The organism is Pseudoalteromonas sp. PAST1 (assembly GCF_021532515.1).
Classification (GTDB): Bacteria; Pseudomonadota; Gammaproteobacteria; order Enterobacterales; family Alteromonadaceae; genus Pseudoalteromonas; species Pseudoalteromonas simplex.
Genome location: NZ_JAKGBH010000012.1, coordinates 36,026 through 56,553, shown reverse-complemented (window position 1 = coordinate 56,553; position 20,528 = coordinate 36,026). Strand labels below are relative to the sequence as shown.

The window sequence follows — 20,528 nt, the reverse complement described above, 5'->3', positions numbered from 1 at the left end:
AAGAGGCCAAAAATATTGGCCTCTGATTTTATAAAATTATTGAATTTGGCCTCGAATCTCACCGCTTGGGTTTGCAGGCGTATGAATGTTTACATAATGACCGCCTGAAGCTAAAACTGAAAAGATATCGGCGTCTATCATTAAGCCTGTGCTACTCATCCAGCGATTCATATCATCACTGTCTTGTACAAGTGGAGCTAACACAGGGCCATTTTCACCTGCTACACCGGTATGAATATGGGCAGCAGTTGCATCGCTTACACCTGATGTAAGCACTTGCAACTCAACACTGTAATCATTGGTATTCACTAGCGCATAACCATCGCCAGACGCATCCGTTGTGACCGCAGGTACTTCTTGTTCACCACTTAGCGGAAAGGTGACAAACACATAGTTGTCGGTAAGGATTTGACCGCGAAGTTCGCCACTTGGGTTAGCAGGAGTATGCACATTAACGTAATGACCACCTGATGCAAGTACTGCAAAAATATCTGCATTAATCATGGTATTTTCAGGTGTTTGCCACAGGTTCATGTTATCGCTTGATTGCTCTAACGCTGCAAGTACGTCGCCATTAGTGCCTATACGACCCGTATGAACGTGAGCAGCAGTGGCGTCACTCGCACCTTCGGTTAACGCTCTTAATTCTAAATGGTAGTTATCCATGTTAACTAATGCATAACCACTACCTGATGCCATCGAATCAACCGCTGGAACTTCTTGCATTCCACTGAGTGGGAAAGTAACGAGTTGATAGTTATCTGTTAGGATCTGACCTCTAATTTCGCCACCCGTGTTAGCAGGTGTATGTACGTTAACGTAATGGCCGCCTGATGCAAGTACCTCAAATATCTCTGCGTTGATCATGGTATTTGCTGGCGTCATCCACATGCTTGCATCAGTTGTTGACTGCTCAAGCGCTACTAGAACGTCGCCATTGGTGCCAATTCGTCCAGTATGAATGTGTGCACCTGTCGCATCATCAACACCCATTGTGTTTACTAATAGCTCTAAGCCATAGTTATCCATGTTAATTAATGCATAGCCTTCACCACTTGCATCAGATTCGACTGCAGGAACTTCTTGCTCACCGCTTAGTTTAAAGCTCGTAAAACCATAGTTACTGGTTAGGATTTGCCCACGAAGCTCGCCGCCAGCATTAGCAGGTGTATGAACATTGACATAGTGACCGCCAGAAGCCAGCAATGCAAAAATATCCGCGTTGATTTGTGTGTTGCTTGGTGTCATCCAGACGTTACTGTCGTCCATTGATTGTTCAAGAGCCACTAATACATCGCCATTAGTCCCGATACGACCTGTATGAATATGCGCAGCACTTGCATCGTCTAAGCCTGATGTTACAACAGTAAGCTCTACGCTGTAGTCTGTTGTATCAACAAGGGCATAACCATCACCATCAGCCATGGTGCTGACCATAGGCACTTCTTGATTACCACTTAAGTCAAAGGTCGCAACTGCATAGTTGTCTGTTAAGATTTGGCCGCGAATTTCGCCACCGGCAAATTCAGGCGTATGAACATTAACATAGTGACCGCCGTCTAAAAGTACTGCCAGAGTGTCGCTGTCAATCATGGTATCTTCTGGTACAACCCAGTCAGTCATGAGTTCGTCGTCTTGCTCTAAAGTTACGAATACGTCACCATTTGAGCCTAATTTACCCGTGTGGATATGAGCTGCTGTTGCGTCATCAACACCCATAGTCACCGCGCGAAGCCGTAATTCTGTCGTGGCGCTATCATAAGATGCATAGCCATAACCCATTGCGCCACTGTCGTTCATAGGCACTTGCTGATCGCCATTTAAAACAAACGTGATGATACTCGTTGTATCTGGCACAATTTGCGCACGAAGCTCGCCGTTTGCGTACTGTTCTGTATGAAGGTTTATATACCAATCGCCATCCATTAAATCAGTAATTAGACTTTCATCAAGGTCGGTAATTGCGACTTCATACATACCATCGGTAGTGGCTTCAAATGCAAAAGCAACATCACCATTAGCGCCTAAATCGCCGTCATGGATGTGTGCTGCGCTATAACCTTCGACTGAGCTTGCATCAAGTGTTGCACGAAATTGCATTAAACTTTCGTCAAGCTCTACCGTTGCAGTCGCTGTTTGCATTGAGTCATTCATTGGCACTTCTTGTTTGCCACTTAAAGTTACAGAATAGGTTTTACTTGGAGTGAATTCTTGAACTGGGGGAGGGGTAACAACTTCGGTATTATCGTCATCATCATCGCTACACGCGGTGAGAAAAAGTAAGCTGCTAGCCAGGAGTATGTATTTCATCGTTGTTCCTTATATCTTTGTATGTTCGGACGTTACGACGTGTCCACTTCAATAAGGCGTACGGGCGGTGTTTAAAAAAAGATCAAAAAAGGTTGTTTAAAAGTTAAAAAGTAGTTCTTTAGTGTTGGTTTATTTGAAGTGAGGATTCAAAAGTTAAAGTTTAATAACGCTAACTTTAGAGGATTTGACATATTTAGCCGTATAATGGCTTTTGGGTTCCAAATGGGTACGGATCGTGCATCTAGTTTGATTTTAAAAAGTTTATAGCTAAACGCCAAAAAATTAACGATAGGAAAACTATGCAGCTAACTTCGTACACATCTTCATTCCTAAAAGAGCCATTATTAGATCAGCAAAATAAAAATGAGCTAAACCCAGCAAGTGAAAGAGCAACAAACCTTCAAGGCTCTAAACAACAAGAAGCGGGCGTTGATTCTGAACCGGAAGTTGAGGCTCAACCAAAGACATCACAAACACAACAAGAGATAGTAGTAAAAATAAAGGAGTTACAAAATAAGATTAATAGTTTAAAAAGTAACGAAGACCTAGCTCCAGAACAACGAGAAAGTGAGTTACTAGAGCTTAATAAACAACTTGATGAAGAAATAAATGCAGTCCAGCTTGCCGTAAAAAGTAATGTTTCTACGATGATAAACTCTTTGTTTGCTCCTACGTCTAGTAATCACTCTGGTATGCTGTTTAACAATAAAGCGTAAGTTTAAGGCAAAGCGCTTGTTCGCAGTTACTTTGCCAATTGCATATTTATAAGTCCGCTAAATTACATACTTTATAAGTGAGTAGATGAGAGTACATATAAAGGTAAATAGGAAGAACCATTTTATGTGAACTGTTATTGGTGACCCGCGTTTGGCTGTTCTGATCATAGTGACTGGGTAATCATACTCAACAAGTGTCTTGAAAAGCTCAGGATGTTCTAAGCTCCAGTCATTTAAAGGAATTGAATCACCATAGCGAGTTTTAAAAATAACAGAAAATAGATAGGCACGCCTAGGTTGTGGATCGTTAATATCGTAGCCGCTTTTGGTGCGTGTAAAATTCCATACGGCCTCAACATTAAGTAAATCTTCTCTTTTAAGTGTTCGTGCTTTTCTGTCATCGAATAAAAGTGCAGGCAGGTAAACCTCTTCTTTGTTTATTTTAATTTCGCACAAGGGAGATTCATGGATGAAATAACGCTTATTGGCAATAAACATCTGAATTAAAAAATAACTAAGATAAGTAATGACCACAGCGGCAATTGCACCTGCACCGGATTGTGTTTTCCAAACAAGGTGACATGCAATAATGAAAATAACGGCAGTAATTAATTTTGCCTTGAATTTCTGTGCTTTCGGTAAAGGCACTGCGCATCTTATGATAGGTATTTCAGGTTGCACTTTCGTTTTTATGAAAGTCTGAAAAAAGATTGAGTTAAAGTTATCACGGGTTAATTCAAAAGTAGGCGCTTCCATGTGTCCTCGATTACTGATTTAGTGTTAGACGTAAAATAGCAAACGCAGTGCTTTATTACCAACTAAAGGGTTGGCTTTGTTGTGTTATTTAAAAATGGTTTATTTATCATAACGAGTAGCCAACAGGCTCAGGTCTTTCTTTTTGCCCTTTAGCATATTGAAGCCTAATTTTTAGTTATTAACTAACCAAGATTGATACGTGCAAGGATGGCTAGGCTACTACGATTAGAGTTTGCAGGTGCTTTGTATCATGTTACACCGTAAGGGAATGAGCGCACACTCAGCTAGCTGAGGTCTAGACAAGTCCCCCCTTACAGCATTAAGCAACTTGAGTATTTTCTAGCTCATTTTTAAAGGGTAATGCATTTGCATTGCCTGTTCGTTCGTACTAAAATCAAAGCTAATGAAGCAAATAAAAGACAGAGGTTGTTATGGCACAAGTTGCTTTAGAAACTGAATCAACATTGACAGACCGTTTTCAAACTACGGTGCCTAGCCCTGTTCGTAAGGCGTTGCACTTAGGTAAAAAAGATAAAATTAAATACACGATTCAATCTGATGGCAGCGTTGTTATTTCGCGTGCAGCAGTGCAAGAAAGCGATCCTGTACTTGGCGAGTTTTTATCATTCATAGCGCGTGATATGCAGGCTCATCCTGAAAGAATAGAACCGTTATCAGCAAGTATGCGAGAAAACGTTGATGTGTTGATTGAAGGTGTTGAAATCGATTTAGATGCTCCGTTATTGGATGAGGACGAGTAAGTTTGCAAAAAACGATACCAATGGTCGTAAATGGTTGGACACTTTACACTCATCCATTGTTTAAAGAGCAATACATAAGCCTTAAAGTTCAAGTTGAGGCTCTTCGGAATAAAGATCCAAAGGGCTACCTTAAAAAAAATGCCACGAAACGATTAGCCGCTATTCAACGGTTAATCTTTGAACTAATACCGCACGATCCTACCAGCCCTGAGTTTCGTCAAGGAAGCACATTAGGTGATGATAACAAGCACTGGTTTCGAGCAAAGTTCTTCCAACAATACCGTTTGTTTTTTCGATATCATTTAGGGTCAAAAATCATCGTTTATGCATGGGTCAATGATGAAAATAATAAACGTGCATACGGTAGTAAAACCGATGCCTACAAAGTATTCGAAAAGATGTTAAATTCTGGTCATCCACCTGAGGGATGGGATGAACTTTTAAAAGCAGCTAAGGACGAGTTGCTCTTCCCATAATCAAGGCGCGTGTTTTTCCAGTTGTTGAAGTGTTGGGTTCTTTGTTTTTTCATCGCCTAATGCTCTGTATCTGAGCCATCCTCTCTTTTTCTTTCAACTGCAACACTAACCACCCCTCAAAAAAGTTAAAAATTTTTCTTTACTCGCCTTTAACTAACTGCCCAAATCATAAGGGAAAATTTTTAGCTGTGTGCCATTTATGAAATTTCAGTATAAAAGTTATGCAAATATTGCCTATAACACTATTGCGAACTATTACCGTTTAGATTAATATGCTGACCATCAAGAGAAATGAGAGTGGTTTGCATTCATGTATATCTGTTTATGTCATGGTGTGACTGATAAAAAAATCGAACAAACAATTGATGATGGCGCTATGACAATGCGCGATTTATCAAAAGAGCTGCAAGTGGGTAGCCAGTGCGGCAAGTGTTGCGGTTGTTGTAAAAAAATTCTTAATCGCAAACTGATCGAAATTGCAGATATCACTGAGCAAGTAGCGTAATTACTTGCTCTTAAGCATGCGTGCTTAACAATTTTTCCTTCGTTTAATTGTTCTAATTAATCCCCATACTTACGAGTTTTTATTTGCTTTTAACCCCTTCATTTATTAGGGTTATAACAAAGCAGATACGTGTATCACACGGTCATTGGTAGGAAGCCATGATAATAGACTCTTCAAAATCACTTTTTTGTGCAGTACTCATTTTAATCACCGCGGGCTGCGCGCAATTACCTTCACGAGAGTCCATTCAACCAAGCTATGCCATTGCAGCAGATACACCCAGTACCATAGGAGATGCAGTGGGTAATAATCATCCTGGGTTATCAGGGTTTTATCCTTTAGCAGATGGGGTCGATGCCTTTGTAGCTAGGTTGGCGCTCATTGATTCTGCAGAGCACACCATTGATGTGCAGTACTATTTATACCACAGGCAGCAAACCACCATTTTATTTACGGCCTTTTTATTAAAAGCCGCAGATAGGGGGGTAAGAATTCGCTTGTTGCTCGATGACTTATCGCAAGCCGACAGTGAGCTTGATTTAGCCGCACTGGCTGTACATCCAAATATTGAAGTTCGATTATTTAATCCATTCCCTAACCGTCGTTTTAGGGCGCTCGGCTTTATTACCAACTTTAGACAGCTTTCTAGGCGCATGCATAATAAGAGCTTTATAGTCGATAATCGTATTTTTATTACTGGTGGGCGAAACATTGGTAATGCGTACTTTTCGGCTGAAGATCATTCTGAGTTTATTGATTTAGATGTTATGAGTGTTGGTGAAATTGTTCCAAATGCATCAAAAGCATTTGATTTATATTGGAATCATCAATTGTCTTACCCAGTTGAAGATTTACACGGTAAACGTGATGAACAATCACTCATAGATATCACTAAAACATTGTCGAGCTATGTTGAACAAAACCGACAGAGCAATTATGTTCAGCAGCTGCATGAAAGCGAGTTTGTTAAACGCTTGCTTGATGACGAAATTACATTTGACTGGCAAACCTCAGAGCTGTTTTTTGACCATCCTGATAAGGTTTTAAATGATGTACGTGAAAAGTCGTCAAATATGTCGCCACGTTTACTTAAAAGACTTGGGCAACCACAGCAAAGAGTTATTATCATTTCGCCTTACTTTATTCCCAAAGAGCAAGGCGTTAAGTTGCTAACAAACTGGGTGCGGCAGGGCGTTAACGTTACTGTGCTAACAAATTCACTAGCCGCCACGGATGTCTCAGCTGTGCATGCAGGATATAAAAAGTACCGCAAAGATTTAATTTCTGGAGGGGTAAAACTTTGGGAATTAAAGCCAAGTGACTTGATGGCCGTTAAGCGCAAAGCAGGGCGTAAGGTTACTGGGTCATCACAAGCAAGCCTACACGCAAAAACCATGACCTTTGATGATGAAAAGATCTTTGTCGGTACCATGAACCTTGACCCTCGCTCACTTGATTTAAATACTGAAATGGGTGTATTGATCAACAGCTCTAAATTAAGCCGATCACTATCAAAGTGGGTTGATACTGATATGGCTGAGTATGCTTGGAAAGTTGATTTAAAGGATGATGATTTAGTTTGGCTCGACACAGTGAGTAATGAGCAATTTGATGAAGAGCCACAAACTTCTTCTTGGCGACGCTTTCAAGTGTGGTTTATTTCGTTATTCCCTATCGAGGATGAGCTATAAAGCATTCCTTCAGCATTTACACCTAAGCCCAACTTTTTAGTTGGGCTTTTTATTGTCAGCCATTAGTTGTTAACCATTTTGGGATAAAAAATAGCGTTTGAGCTTACACGTGTAAACCCATTGTATTCAAGTGCTTAGCATGCAAAGAAAAAATAAATATAAAAAAATGTTAAAAAAACTGGTTGGACCAATTGATCTATTGCTTATTTTATGACGTAATGTAGGTATTACTATCTGGTCGGATGAGTTTATTATGAGCTTACGTACAAAATTAAAAAAAGTATTACCTAGTATTTCAATTACAGAACAAGAAGCGTTAGATGCGGGTGATGTTTGGTTAGAAGGTTCAATCTACCAAGGTAAACCTGATTTCGATGCACTTCGTGACGTGCCAGCAGCTAAGCTGAGCGCTGAAGAGCAAGCATTCTTAGATGGCCCAGTGAAAGAATTATTATCAATGATTGATGATTCTGAAATTCAAAATGGTGTTCATCTTCCTGACTACATTCTTGATTTCTTGAAAAAAGAGCGCTTTTTCTCGCTTATCATTCCTAAATCATTCGGCGGTTTAGAATTCAGCCCATATGCAAACTCAACAATCGTTGCGACTATCGCGACTAAGAGTTCTGCGGTTGCGGTAACCGTGATGGTTCCTAACTCATTAGGCCCAGGTGAGCTATTACTTCACTTTGGTACTAAAGAGCAACAAGAACACTACTTACCGCGTCTTGCAAATGGTCGTGATATTCCATGTTTCGCACTAACTAGCCCAGAAGCGGGTTCAGATGCGGGTGGTATTCCAGATATCGGTGTTGTTAAACGTGGTCACTTTAATGGCGAAGAAGTATTAGGTTTAGAAATTACCTGGGACAAACGCTACATCACACTTGCGCCAATTGCGACAGTATTAGGTTTAGCATTTAAAGTAGTTGACCCTGATGGTTTGCTCGGTGGCAAAGAAAACCTCGGTATTACCTGTGCGCTAATTCCTAAAGATCACCCTGGTGTTGAACTTGGTAATCGTCATGATCCTATGGGTATCCGTTTTTACAACGGTACGACTCGCGGTGAAAAAGTATTTGTACCAATGGACTTCATCATTGGTGGTCAAAAGAACATCGGCCGTGGCTGGCAGATGCTGGTTAGCTGTTTAGGTGCAGGCCGTGGTATCTCGTTACCGGCACTAGGTGTTAGTTCATCACAGGTAGCATTTAAAGGTGCTTCTGAGTACGCAGCAGTACGCGAGCAGTTTGGTCTGGCGATTGGTCAATTCGAAGGTATTCAAGAGAAGCTTGCTGATATCGCAGGTAAAACTTATCTTCAAGAAGCAATGCGTGTATTAACAACAGAAGGTTTAGGCATGGGCTTAAAACCATCTGTCGTCACTGCGATTGCGAAATACCACATGACAGAAATTGGTCGTAACGTGCTTGATTCAGCAATGGATATTCAAGCAGGTAAAGCAATTCAAAATGGTCCGCAAAATACATTAGCTAGTGGTTATGTTGCACAACCAATCGCAATCACGGTTGAAGGTGCAAACATTCTTACTCGTAACCTTATGATTTTTGGTCAAGGTGTAATGCGTTGTCACCCTTACCTGCAATCTATGGTTGAGTCTATCCACAGCGAAGACAAAAATGCAGATAAAGAATTTAACAGCATTTTACGTAAAACAGTGGGTTACAGCGTAGCTAACAGCTTACGAGCTTTCCGTTTAGGTGTATTACCGTTTACTGCGGGTGCTAAATCGTCACTACCAGAAGTACGTGCTTACGAAAAAGCAGCGCACAAACTATCTGCAAAACTTGCAGTTTACGCTGACTTCTCGTTATTGGTACTGGGCGGCAAACTTAAGCAAGCAGAAATGCTATCTGCACGTTTAGGCGACGTAATGAGCTTCTTGTATGCGGCGATGGCATCAATTAAATATTACGAGCAAAAAGTAGCAAGCAGTGAACGTGAGCAAGCTGCGCCTTACTTCCACTATGCGACTCGCTTTGCACTACAAAGCGCTGAAGAAGCATTGCATAAGTTCTTAGATAACTTCCCTGCAAGTGGTACTCGTAAGTTTATGCGTTTCATTACGATGAACTACTCATTGAAAATGCCTAAGATCAGCGATGATTTAATCCGTGAACTTGCCACTCAAGCGCAAATGGATACGGCATTTAAAGCGCAAATCACTCACTTGGTTAATCCAATTGAAGGTGATGGTCATTACATCAATGAGCAAGCGTACAAAGCGAAAATGGCGTGCCTTGATTTACTTGCAAAAGTTAAAAAAGCACTGCGTGCTAAAACTATTAAGCCGGGTGTTCGTTTTGCAGAAACGCTTGATAATGCACTTGTTGCAAGTGTTATCAACGAAGAAGAGTATGCAAAACTGATTGATTACAACAAGAAACGTGAAAAAGCGATTCGTGTTGATGAGTTTGACTTTGACATGAACTTACTGGATGACAATGCAAAGCCAGTAAACCCACTTAAAAGTGTGGTAAACGAGTAATTCAACAATGCAAGTCCTGAGCAGTATTAGGACTTTATCTTCGAAAACCCGTGCTTAGCACGGGTTTTTTATTGTTTATAGGTCGTTGTACCAATAGCCAATATCACCTACCATTGCCATCGGTTTATATAAATTACAGAGCGTTATGGATCTTAGGCAATTTGTTACTTCTCACTTTTCAAACATTACAGAGCTACAGCAAGCGGCAATCTTACTTAGTCGAATTTAATTGGTATAGGCATTACGCTGAGCAATTACCCCATGAAGCTGCGGCTATCCACTGTATTGAGGCAATCCAAGAGGGCAGTAAGCAAGCACTGCTATTTAGTGATTTCAGTGCACTTGGCTACCTGCAAGCAAGTGCTACACACAGCGACATTCAAGCAATTATAAACTGGCTTGCACACTTTCATGCTTTTCATTTAGCAAGCTCTGCCGATGGCCTTTGGCCGCGAGGTAGTTATTGGCATTTAGCAACACGGCCCGATGAGCTAAAGCGTATGAGCGATTTAAGTTTAAAAGCGCAGGCACACGCTATTGATACTGCGTTGAATGAGTCACCTTACCAAACATTAATTCATGGTGATGCTAAGCTTGCCAATTTTGCTATTGCGCCACAAAACCAGCATGTTCTTGGCTATGATTTTCAATATGTAGGCAGGGGTGTTGGGGTGATTGATGTCATGTATTTTTTAGGCAGTTGCTTAAATGATACGGCATTAAAATCAGTTGCAGATGACTATTTAAATCGCTATTTTGACACCCTCACACAGGCACTAAAACGTTATCAACCAAATGTAAACCCAGCGCATGTTGTTAGCAGTTGGCGAGCGCTTTGGTGTTACGCATGGAGCGATTTTTATCGCTTTTTAGCAGGTTGGAGCCCTGCTCATGCAAAAATAAACGGCTACATGCAGCAGCAATTTGTAACGTACTTAAAAATAAAGGATTAGCAATGAATAAGCCAATGCGATTTGCCATTATCGGCTGTGGTGCTGTAACCGAAGTGAAAAGTGGCCCTGCTTATCAGCAAGCAGAAGGTATTGCGCTTATTGGGGTAACACGCCGCGACTTAGAAAAAGCCCATGATTATGCTAAACGCCACAATGTTGCAAAGGTGTTCGCATCGCCGAGCGAACTCATTAACGATAACAGTGTTGATGCCGTGTATATTGCCACGCCGCCAGATAGCCATAAAGCGTTTGCTCTTGAGGTTGCTGCGGCAGGTAAACCGTGTTGTATCGAAAAGCCACTGGCGCCAAGTTATCAAGATAGCCTTGACATTGTTACAGCATTTAAAGAGGCTAAACAGCCGCTATTTGTGTCTTATTATCGCCGTTCATTACCACGCTTTAATCACGTTAAACAATTACTTGAGCAAGGTGCCATTGGTAAGCCTCGTCATGTAAGTTGGCATTTAAGTAAAGCTCCTAACGCTCTTGATTTGTCGGGTGAATACAACTGGCGCACAGATCAAAACGTGGCACGAGGAGGTTACTTTGACGATTTAGCCAGCCATGGTCTTGATTTACTTGCTTACCTTTTAGGTGATTTTAATAAGGTGCATGGTTTATGTGCTAATCAACAAGGCTTATATTCTGCGTTCGATGCTATTATCGCGCACTGGCAGCATCAATCTGGTGTTACAGGCACTGGGAGCTGGAACTTTGCTTCATCTAATCGTTTTGATGATGTGATGATTTTTGGCAGTGAAGGCGAGCTTAGCTTTAGTGTTTTTGACGAAAAACCGATTTTGCTTAACAACGCACAGGGCAAACTAGAGTTCGTAATTGATAACCCTGCACATATTCAACAATATCATGTTGAAAACATGGCGAACTATTTTCATGCTCAGCAACCCCACCCATCAACTGGTGAAACTGCATTACACACAAGTTGGGTTATGGAGCAGATTTTATCGGCTTAGTGCTCAAACGCTGCATTGAAGGCATTTACAATTTGTGTGTTTTCACCTTCATGAAATAGCGCCATTAAACGATCACTAATTAAAGTGCGTACTTTTTCTGTTTTAAGCGCTTTATCGAACAGTGCGATTGCTTGTTTGCCGACCTCTGTTGGTGAGCATGCAATATAACCAAACACCGCGGCTTTTTCTGGTTTAAGGCTGATGTAACGAATACTACTCAGACCGGGGAAACGTTTATAACGGTTGCTAAATACAGTTTGGTATTCTAAAACGGCATCAATTTTATTTTGAAATAACATTTGCCCGAGCCTTGATGCATTTGTTGCCCCGTCGAGTATAAAAAAGTGCTCATCATTTAAACGGACAAACTTATCAATCTCTTCTGAGTATGAACGACCTTTAGTGACGCCAATTGTTAAGTCATAGTAATAGATAGCTTGTAGTAGGGTAATGGCGTCTGGAATGGTGGGCTTATTAAATACCACCAGTTTATTTGAAGGAAATGCCATTAGAGGGTACTGGCTAAACACTGCATGAGCTTCACGCTCTGGGGTTTTTAATTTATTGTACAAGCAAACATTGTTCATTTTTCTTAATTGTTGCCACTCTCTTAAGCGGCTTGCAGGTATAAAATGTAGGCTGATTTCATCGCCTAATTCAGCTGCGGCAGCCAGCAAAAAGGTGGTGGCCTCATTTTCAGGGTTACCGCCATCTTGCGGAACAAAGTCAGCCATAACTTGAATATCGAGTGTTTCACTGTGGACCGGTAGGCAAATACACAAAAGTAGTATCGAAGTGAAGATAAACGTTTTCATTACTGCGGGCCCAAAATAAATAAAATGTTAAACATTGCCGGTGCGTGTTGTTGCAAAAAAATTAATATTTGCAGCTGATAGTGTGATTTTAGACCAATTCAAAGAATTAATGCGGTGAGCATGCATTTTTTGCAGTCGAGAAGACTATTTTGCGCTAAAATAGGCGTAATTTATCTCATTTAGGTTCTACTTATGTCTATCCATGTAATTACTCATCCGTTAGTTCAACACAAACTTGGCCTTATGCGTGCAGAAGGTATTAGCACAAAAAGTTTTCGTGAGCTGTCGTCTGAAGTAGGTACCTTGCTTACTTACGAAGCAACAAAAAACCTACCATTAGAAAGCGTTCAAATCACAGGGTGGGATGGTTCAACATTAGATGTAGAACATATCAAAGGTAAAAAAATTACTGTTGTGCCTATTCTTCGTGCCGGCCTTGGTATGATGGATGGCGTAATGCAGTTATTACCTGCTGCAAAAGTAAGTGTTGTTGGTCTTCAGCGTAACGAAGAAACACTTGAGCCAGTACCTTACTTTGAAAAGCTGGTTGGTAAAATTGATGAGCGTTTAAGCCTTGTTATTGACCCAATGCTTGCAACCGGTGGTTCAATGATTGCAACTATCGATATGCTTAAAAAAGCAGGTTGTAAAGATATTAAAGTGATTGTATTAGTGGCAGCACCAGAGGGCGTAGAAAAAACCCTTGCAGCCCACCCTGATGTTGAAATTTTCACAGCATCTTTAGACAGTCATTTAAACGAAAAAGGATATATCATTCCAGGCTTAGGAGATGCCGGTGACAAGATTTTTGGCACAGTGTAAGGCGCTCACGTGGAAAATCATCAAACATTTTCGTTAAAAACCATTCTAACTGGCGCACAAATGCTATTTGTAGCATTTGGCGCACTAGTACTTGTGCCGTTACTAACAGGCCTTGATCCCAATGTGGCTTTATTTACCGCAGGTTTAGGAACCTTGTTGTTTCATGTGGTTACCAAAGGCCAAGTTCCTATCTTTTTAGCATCGTCTTTTGCTTTCATTGCACCTATTATCGCCTCGGTACAAATGTGGGGCATTCCCGCAACAATGGGCGGTTTAATGGTGGCAGGTTTTTGCTATGTTGCGCTTAGCTTGATTGTAAAATTTAAAGGCGTCAATGCACTGCATAAGGTGTTACCGCCTGTGGTTGTTGGCCCTGTGATCATGGTGATTGGTTTAGCCTTAGCCCCCGTCGCTGTGAATATGGCAATGGGTAAAGCAGGGGATGGCAGTGCACAATTAGTTCCTTATGAGCAAGCAATTTGGGTGTCTGGTTTATCATTACTGGTTACGCTGATTTTTGCGGTATGGGGTAAAGGTGTATTTAAACTTATTCCTATTCTTGCTGGTGTTGTAGCAGGTTACCTTGCTTCGTTATTTATAGGTATTGTTGAGTTTAATGCGGTCACCGAAGCAAACTGGTTTGCAGTACCGGCATTTACTTATCCTGAGTTTAAATGGCAGGCTATTTTATTTATGGTGCCTGTGGCTATTGCGCCAGCAATTGAACATATTGGCGACATGATGGCTATTAGCCAAGTAACAGGTAAAGACTATTTAAAGAAACCGGGTTTACACCGCACTTTACTAGGTGATGGCTTAGCAACCTCTGCGGCATCGGTTTTTGGTGGTCCACCTAATACAACGTACTCTGAGGTAACGGGGGCGGTAATGCTTACACGTAACTTCAACCCTCGAGTGATGCTTTGGACTGCAATCATCGCTATTGTGCTGGCGTTTGTGGCAAAAATGGGTGCTGGTTTACAAACGATTCCGGTTCCTGTGATGGGCGGCATCATGATTTTGCTATTTGGTTCAATTGCCGTTGTTGGTTTAAATACCTTAGTAAAATCAGGTGAAGAGCTTACCGCGCCTCGCAACTTGACTATCATCGCACTGATTTTAGTGTTTGGTATTGGTGGCATGCATATCGGTGGTGATGAGTTTAGTTTGCAAGGTGTGAGCTTATGCGCAATTTTGGGGATTATCTTAAATGCTGTTCTCCCCAAAGCAGTGCAACAAGCTGATTAGAACTTAAAAACTGCTTTAATATTGCACCAAAAAAGCGCATTAAATATGCGCTTTTTTTGTAACTAACTAAAATTTAAGGAATTATAAAACTGGTCTACTAACTGCATTTATCTCTATGTCATACTGGTAGGAGCGATTATGCAAGAGGCAAATGTTGTGGATATTACCCCGTTTTTAGCGAAGCATCAGTTACCACTCAAGTATCAATACTTAAGTGAGCAGTTTTTTATACCCCTCGCGCACGATATCTTAAGCGCAAAAATGACCGGCCAACCTATGCTGGTGGCGATTAACGGCTGCCAAGGCTCAGGTAAAACGACCCTCGCTGACTTCTTAGTGACTTGGGTTAATAGCAATACCGAATTTAATAGCGTGTCATTATCAATCGATGACTTTTATTTAAGTCGTGATGCACGCAACGAGCTTGCTAAAGATGTTCATCCTTTGTTTGCGAGTCGTGGTGTACCGGGTACGCATGATACGCAATTAATGGAACAAACCTTATCAGCTTTGTTGGCTGGTAAAGTGGATGTGCCATTACCTCAATTTGATAAGCTAACTGATGATCCAGTGCCAAAAGAGCAGTGGCCTAGTAACCAAAAGCCGATTGATATCGTGTTTTTTGAAGGCTGGTGTGTAGCCAGTACGCCCCAACAGCCTTATCAACTGCAAACTCCGGTAAATGAATTAGAGCAACTAGAAGATGCTGACGGCATTTGGCGCCGCTGCGTAAATAGTTGCTTAGCGAATGAATATCAACATGTATTCGCAATGGCCGATTACACCATTATGTTAAAAGCGCCTTCATTCGAAGATGTGTATGCGTGGCGCTTAGAACAAGAGCATAAGTTAATTGCCAAAAAAGGCCAAGGGCAGGGCACATATGACGAAGTGAGTTTAAAGCGTTTTATCTCTCATTTTGAACGTATTACGCGGGAAAACTTAGCCACGCTTGCGTACAGCGTTGATGCGTTACTATTGCTTGATACTGAGCGTGATATCACCAAGATGGAACTTCTCGCAGACCAGATTGCTCAACCACTTATTTTTACTGATTTAGACGGCACATTGCTCGATCACGACAGTTACGAATGTGGAGTGATCAAACCATTTTTGGCAAAGTTGAATGATACCGGTGTCAATGTGGTTTTTAATACCAGCAAAACCTTTGCTGAAGTTACTGATATTCAAAAAGGTTTGGATCATCACCAACCCTTTATTGTGGAAAATGGTGCGGCTGTTTATATCCCGAAAGACTATTTCAAAGTAAAGCCAATTGGCTGTGATGAATATAAAGGTTATTGGCGCTTTGCCATGACGCAAAGTACCGATAAATTGCATGACGACCTTAAACAATATGCCAGTCAATTTAGCCATTGTGTACGCTTATTTAGTCAATTTAGTGCACAAGAAATAGCCAAATTAACAGGACTCCCCGTCGATAAAAGTGAATTGGCTCTACAAAGACAGTACTCAGATCCGGTTTGTTTTTCGGGCAGTGATGAAGAAAAGCAAGGTTTTATAGATGCAATGAGCCAAGCAGGCTACGAAGTGCTTGTTGGCGGCCGTTTTATCCATTTAACTAAAGGTAACAATAAAGGACTTGCACAAAAGTGGCTGTTAAATCAGTTCAAAAAAGCCTATCGCAATCCTTTTACTGTGATAGCGCTTGGCGACAGTCAAAACGATGTAGCCATGCTAAAGGCGGCCGACACCGCTATTTTAATCAATAACCCTGGCAGCCAAGTGCAATCACAAATATTACAAAAAGCATGGCAGCTCAGCGAAAAACCAGCCCCAGCAGGTTGGGTTCAAGAAGTTTCTGCGTTAACTATCATCAAAGCGCGTTTTGCAGCAAAACAGGAGCAATCTCATGGCTGATTTTTATCAAAATGGCATTATCACGACCTTACACAATATTGCTGACCGCCCAGTAGAAGAACTAGAACAAGAGTTACTGAGCTTTTCAAAACAACGCCCAATGGGCCTAATTTTACCCTCGCTTTACAGTGAACTAGAGGGACCCGCTTTGCAAAATATAATTGCAGAGCTGAAACATGTGCCTTATTTATCGCAAATTACCATTGGTCTAGATCGCGCTGATGAAAGCCAATATCGCCATGCACTGCAGTTTTTTGCGGAGCTTGATCAGCCTCATAAGGTACTTTGGAATGATGGCCCGCGTTTACAAGCTCTTGATAAAGAACTACAAAAATTGGGTGTTGCGCCACGAGAACTAGGTAAAGGTCGCAATGTTTGGTATTGCATGGGCTATAAGTTGGCAACCTCAAAAGTAGAGTCAATTGCACTGCATGACTGTGATATTTTGACTTACGACAGAGCGCTTTTAGCACGCTTAATTTACCCCGTTGCTCACCCTCGTTTTAACTATGAATTTTGTAAAGGCTTTTACCCACGCACCGCTGAGGGCAAAATTAATGGCCGCGTGTCACGTTTGCTAGTAACGCCGTTATTGCGTTCATTCAAAACAATATTAGGCAGCAACGATTACTTAGAATATATGGATTCGTTTCGTTACCCGCTAGCGGGTGAGTTTTCATTCCGCCGTGATGTACTCAACGATATTCGTATTCCAAGTGACTGGGGCTTAGAAATTGGCGTGTTATCAGAGATGTATCGCAATTACTCGCATAACCGTTTATGTCAGGTCGATATTGCTGATAACTATGATCATAAACACCAAGATTTATCGCTAGAAAACCAAGCGGCGGGCTTGTCGAAAATGTCGATTGATATCACCAAAGCTTTATTCAGAAAGCTCGCTACCCAAGGCGTTACCTTTACGACAGAAACGATTCGTTCATTAAAGGCAACCTATTACCGAATTGCACTCGATTTTATTGAAACCTATCACAACGATGCGTTAATGAATGGCTTAACACTTGATATTCACCACGAAGAAAAAGCCGTTGAAATGTTTGCTCAAAATATTATGAATGCGGGTCAGCACTTTTTAGAAAACCCAATGGAAGCACCCTTTGTGCCGAGTTGGAACCGAGTAGCTTCGGCAATGCCGGAGGTGTTTGCTCGTTTAGAAGAAGCCGTAGAGCTTGATAACAAAGAATATATTTAACGGGGAAGGCACGTGACTTTAGAGCTTTTGCAACAAAGGGTTATTCAGCATTTAACCTGTATCTACGGCGAGGTTGAGCTATCAACAACGCTTGAACAACTCGCAGATAGATTAATCAATACCATGTTAGGTGATGATCCTGTTCGAGACCCAACGCCGCATAAAAACCGTTGGGATGAGCAAGATATGATTTTAATTGCCTACGGTGATTCGATTATTCGTCATGCTAATACGGATGACGCCGTTGCTAAGCCTGAAGAGCCTCCTTTGCTTACGTTACATCGCTTTGTAAAAAACCAATGCTTACCTGAACTTAATGCACTGCACATCTTGCCGTTTTACCCATATAGCTCAGATGAAGGCTTCGCGGTAATGAATTATGTGCAAGTGAATGAAGCGTTAGGTAGTTGGCAACATATCCGTGATATTTCAGCGGATGTTAGGTTGATGGCAGATTTGGTGATCAACCATTGCTCTAGCCGCAGCGTTTGGTTTGAAAACTTTATTCAGGGCAAAGAGCCGGGAAAAGGGTATTTTAAAACGGCAAGCCAGAGTGATGACCTTGTGCAAGTTGTTCGCCCGAGAACATCGCCCCTTTTACAGGCGGTTGAAACTAAAGACGGTTTGCAACATGTGTGGTGTACCTTTAGTCATGACCAAGTCGACTTTGATTTTGCTAACCCAGATGTGCTTAATGAATTTGTCAGCATTATTCGTCATTATTTAGATAACGGTGTACGTATATTCCGCCTTGATGCGGTGGCTTTTTTATGGAAAAAACTCAATACCCGCTGCATTAACCTGCCTGAGACACACGAAGTGATCAGGCTGCTTCGCACCCTTATTGAGCATTTTGAGCCTAATGTGATTATTATCACAGAAACTAATATCCCGAACCGCGAAAACCTATCGTACTTTGGTAATGCCAACGAAGCGCATTGTATTTACAACTTTTCATTACCACCGCTGTTATTACATACCTTACTCAGTGGCGACAGTACCGCATTAAAACACTGGATGATGAGTATGCCACCTCCTCAAGAAGGGACGGCATACTTTAACTTTATAGCTTCACACGATGGTATTGGCTTGCGCCCCGTTGAAGGCTTGTTGGAGCAAAGTGAAATTGCCAAAATGGTGAATACGACTGCGAAATATGGCGGTAAAGTCTCATTACGAACCGCACCAGATGGCACCAATACTCCTTATGAGTTAAATATTGCCTTATTTGATGCACTGCAGGGCACCCATAAAGGCCCAGATAAATGGGGTGTTGCACGCTTTTTATGTGCGCATGCAATTATGTTTGCGCTTGAGGGTATTCCAGGTTTGTATATTCATAGCTTACTCGGCACTACCAATGATTATGAACGCTTTGAAAACAGCCAACATAACCGAGCGATTAATCGTCACCGCTGGCAAGAGTCAGATTTACTGGCAAAGTTAAGTAACGAAAATGCCCATCATCGTACTGTGTTTAAAGCGATGAAAAACCTAATGGCTATTCGTAAGGCGCAAAGTGCATTTCACCCCAATGCGACGCAATATACGTTACATTTAAGCGAAGGGCTCTTTGGTTTTTGGCGACAAAGCATCAATCGTTCGCAAAGTATGTTTTGTGTTTATAACATTAGTGACGAGCCGCAAACGCTTACGCTTGCCGACTTAAATTTGATTGGTACCGAGCAATGGCGAGATTTAATTAGCGGTGAGCAAATTACCGAGCAGACAAAAACAATGTCGCTAACCCCATATCAAGCTGTATGGCTCAGTAATAAGTAATGTAAACGCCCTTTACAGTGCGCTTCTGGTTGCTTCTAACAGAAGTGATTCAACACTGAAGGGAAGGGGATTTTCATTTGATTTACTGAAAACGCGAAAGTTAATTGCTAAGTTATCACTGTGAATTTGTTCAACAAGCTTGAGTGTTTGTTCGTTATGTTGGCTGAAAATTGCCACTTCATGATGCATAGGTGCGGTTTCGTGTTTATTCAATAAATCATAAATATTTACCAAAGCAAACGCCCCCAACGTAACATGGCCGCCGATAGTGACGTCTATCTTCTCTGCTACGGCTCTGAGCGGCCAATTTATTGCTCCAACTAATACATCTTTGCGTTTGTTTAACTCATCAAGCGCAGTAATTGCTCCTAATGCCATAGCATCGTTGGCTGCCCAGACAATATTCATGTTTGATTGATGGCTAAAGTAGCCAAGACTATGGCGATACGCTTGTGTTGCTGACCAGTTGGCAACCGTTTTTGCGGTGATATTAGCATTCTCATGCGTTTGAACACTTTGATTTAAACCTTCTTCTCTATCAAGTGCTGCATGGGTGGTGTAATCACCATTTATAACGAGAAAATTGGCCGCGTACTGAGCTTTTTCAATCAGTTTATCTGCGAGTAATTGCCCTGCTTGTTTGTTGTCGGGTTCCACACTACCTGCGATTTTAATGCCATGATCAATCAAACGTTTTAGTTCTAATTCTGATGGGCGGTTAAGTAGAAAATAAATAGGTGTAGAGGTGCTATTTAAGCTTAAAAGTTGTTGGGTGAGCACGCTTTTTTCGTCAACTAAAATCAGCATATCAGGCTTTGCTTTAATCGCCTTAGCTACTAATGACTTCATTTCAATATGATTTCGATTGGCATAATGAATCGTTAAATCGAGATCAAAGTCTTTGGCAGCATCACGCATCAACTGAGACACTTCAAACCAAAATGGGCCTGTGACATTCGTATTTTCATAGCCAGGGTTTATAAAAATAATACTTTGTTTGGCAAAAACACTTGGTAAGTAAAATAGGCAAATAATGAAAAATACTGTTCTTGGCATAATCTGATTAGGTTAAAAGGTTGGTATGGTTAAGTATAGCGCGAATCGTTTGCTTTGAAG

The 20,528-nt window shown here is 41.4% G+C and carries 17 protein-coding genes; 13 read left to right on the top strand and 4 right to left on the bottom strand.

Going from position 1 to position 20,528, the window contains the following annotated elements:
* Window positions 1–36: 36 nt before the first annotated feature.
* Window positions 37–2,310, bottom strand: coding sequence for a CHRD domain-containing protein (locus L1272_RS07965; RefSeq protein ID WP_235373155.1), 2,274 nt, complete (start codon window positions 2,308–2,310; stop codon window positions 37–39).
* A gap of 299 nt (window positions 2,311–2,609) precedes the next feature.
* On the opposite strand from L1272_RS07965, the gene L1272_RS07960 reads away from it, so the two are divergent.
* A complete protein-coding gene (locus tag L1272_RS07960; RefSeq protein WP_054554584.1) occupies window positions 2,610–3,026 on the top strand; it encodes a hypothetical protein in 417 nt (138 codons plus the stop codon).
* A 57-nt stretch (window positions 3,027–3,083) separates the two neighbouring features.
* On the opposite strand, the gene L1272_RS07955 is transcribed toward L1272_RS07960, so the two are convergent.
* On the bottom strand, window positions 3,084–3,782 hold the full coding sequence (locus L1272_RS07955; protein WP_054554583.1) for a hypothetical protein: 699 nt from the start codon (window positions 3,780–3,782) through the stop codon (window positions 3,084–3,086).
* Between the two features lie 431 nt (window positions 3,783–4,213).
* Here L1272_RS07955 and L1272_RS07950 point away from each other — a divergent pair, with 431 nt between their 5' ends.
* The 7 genes from L1272_RS07950 (at window position 4,214) to L1272_RS07920 (ending at window position 11,651) form a co-directional block, all read left to right on the top strand.
* The gene (locus tag L1272_RS07950; protein ID WP_062565737.1) at window positions 4,214–4,543 is read left to right on the top strand and encodes a type II toxin-antitoxin system PrlF family antitoxin; all 330 of its coding nucleotides are present in this window, start codon (window positions 4,214–4,216) and stop codon (window positions 4,541–4,543) included.
* Window positions 4,544–4,563: 20 nt separating this feature from the next.
* Window positions 4,564–5,019, top strand: coding sequence for a type II toxin-antitoxin system YhaV family toxin (locus tag L1272_RS07945; RefSeq protein WP_054554597.1), 456 nt, complete (start codon window positions 4,564–4,566; stop codon window positions 5,017–5,019).
* 310 nt (window positions 5,020–5,329) lie between these two features.
* On the top strand, window positions 5,330–5,524 hold the full coding sequence (locus L1272_RS07940; RefSeq protein ID WP_054554573.1) for a (2Fe-2S)-binding protein: 195 nt from the start codon (window positions 5,330–5,332) through the stop codon (window positions 5,522–5,524).
* A gap of 158 nt (window positions 5,525–5,682) precedes the next feature.
* Complete coding sequence (locus L1272_RS07935; RefSeq protein ID WP_166340764.1) at window positions 5,683–7,215, top strand: phospholipase D family protein; 1,533 nt, start codon at window positions 5,683–5,685, stop codon at window positions 7,213–7,215.
* 253 nt (window positions 7,216–7,468) lie between these two features.
* Window positions 7,469–9,724, top strand: a complete 2,256-nt coding sequence (locus L1272_RS07930) for an acyl-CoA dehydrogenase (RefSeq protein WP_235373154.1) — start codon at window positions 7,469–7,471, stop codon at window positions 9,722–9,724.
* A gap of 161 nt (window positions 9,725–9,885) precedes the next feature.
* Window positions 9,886–10,677 (top strand): aminoglycoside phosphotransferase family protein, encoded by a 792-nt coding sequence (locus L1272_RS07925; RefSeq protein ID WP_235373153.1) that lies wholly within the window; start codon window positions 9,886–9,888, stop codon window positions 10,675–10,677.
* 2 nt (window positions 10,678–10,679) lie between these two features.
* Window positions 10,680–11,651 carry a Gfo/Idh/MocA family protein gene (locus L1272_RS07920; RefSeq protein ID WP_235373152.1) on the top strand — a complete coding sequence of 324 codons (972 nt, stop codon included), beginning with the start codon at window positions 10,680–10,682 and terminating at the stop codon, window positions 11,649–11,651.
* Here L1272_RS07920 and L1272_RS07915 read toward each other — a convergent pair.
* Window positions 11,648–12,466 carry an ABC transporter substrate-binding protein gene (locus L1272_RS07915; RefSeq protein WP_235373151.1) on the bottom strand — a complete coding sequence of 273 codons (819 nt, stop codon included), beginning with the start codon at window positions 12,464–12,466 and terminating at the stop codon, window positions 11,648–11,650. The genes L1272_RS07920 and L1272_RS07915 overlap by 4 nt on opposite strands.
* A gap of 192 nt (window positions 12,467–12,658) precedes the next feature.
* On the opposite strand from L1272_RS07915, the gene upp reads away from it, so the two are divergent.
* The 5 genes from upp to L1272_RS07890 all read left to right on the top strand — a co-directional run bounded on the left by upp (window position 12,659) and on the right by L1272_RS07890 (window position 19,412).
* Window positions 12,659–13,288, top strand: coding sequence for a uracil phosphoribosyltransferase (gene upp / locus L1272_RS07910; RefSeq protein ID WP_054562437.1), 630 nt, complete (start codon window positions 12,659–12,661; stop codon window positions 13,286–13,288).
* 9 nt (window positions 13,289–13,297) lie between these two features.
* Window positions 13,298–14,536 (top strand): uracil-xanthine permease family protein, encoded by a 1,239-nt coding sequence (locus L1272_RS07905; protein ID WP_235373150.1) that lies wholly within the window; start codon window positions 13,298–13,300, stop codon window positions 14,534–14,536.
* Window positions 14,537–14,674: 138 nt separating this feature from the next.
* On the top strand, window positions 14,675–16,417 hold the full coding sequence (locus tag L1272_RS07900; RefSeq protein ID WP_235373149.1) for an HAD-IIB family hydrolase: 1,743 nt from the start codon (window positions 14,675–14,677) through the stop codon (window positions 16,415–16,417).
* The gene (locus tag L1272_RS07895) at window positions 16,410–17,630 is read left to right on the top strand and encodes a glycosyl transferase (protein WP_235373148.1); all 1,221 of its coding nucleotides are present in this window, start codon (window positions 16,410–16,412) and stop codon (window positions 17,628–17,630) included. The genes L1272_RS07900 and L1272_RS07895 overlap by 8 nt, the downstream gene beginning before the upstream one ends.
* 12 nt (window positions 17,631–17,642) lie before the next feature.
* Complete coding sequence (locus tag L1272_RS07890; protein ID WP_235373147.1) at window positions 17,643–19,412, top strand: sugar phosphorylase; 1,770 nt, start codon at window positions 17,643–17,645, stop codon at window positions 19,410–19,412.
* A gap of 12 nt (window positions 19,413–19,424) precedes the next feature.
* On the opposite strand, the gene L1272_RS07885 is transcribed toward L1272_RS07890, so the two are convergent.
* Window positions 19,425–20,468, bottom strand: coding sequence for an ABC transporter substrate-binding protein (locus L1272_RS07885; protein WP_235373146.1), 1,044 nt, complete (start codon window positions 20,466–20,468; stop codon window positions 19,425–19,427).
* Window positions 20,469–20,528: the final 60 nt, after the last annotated feature.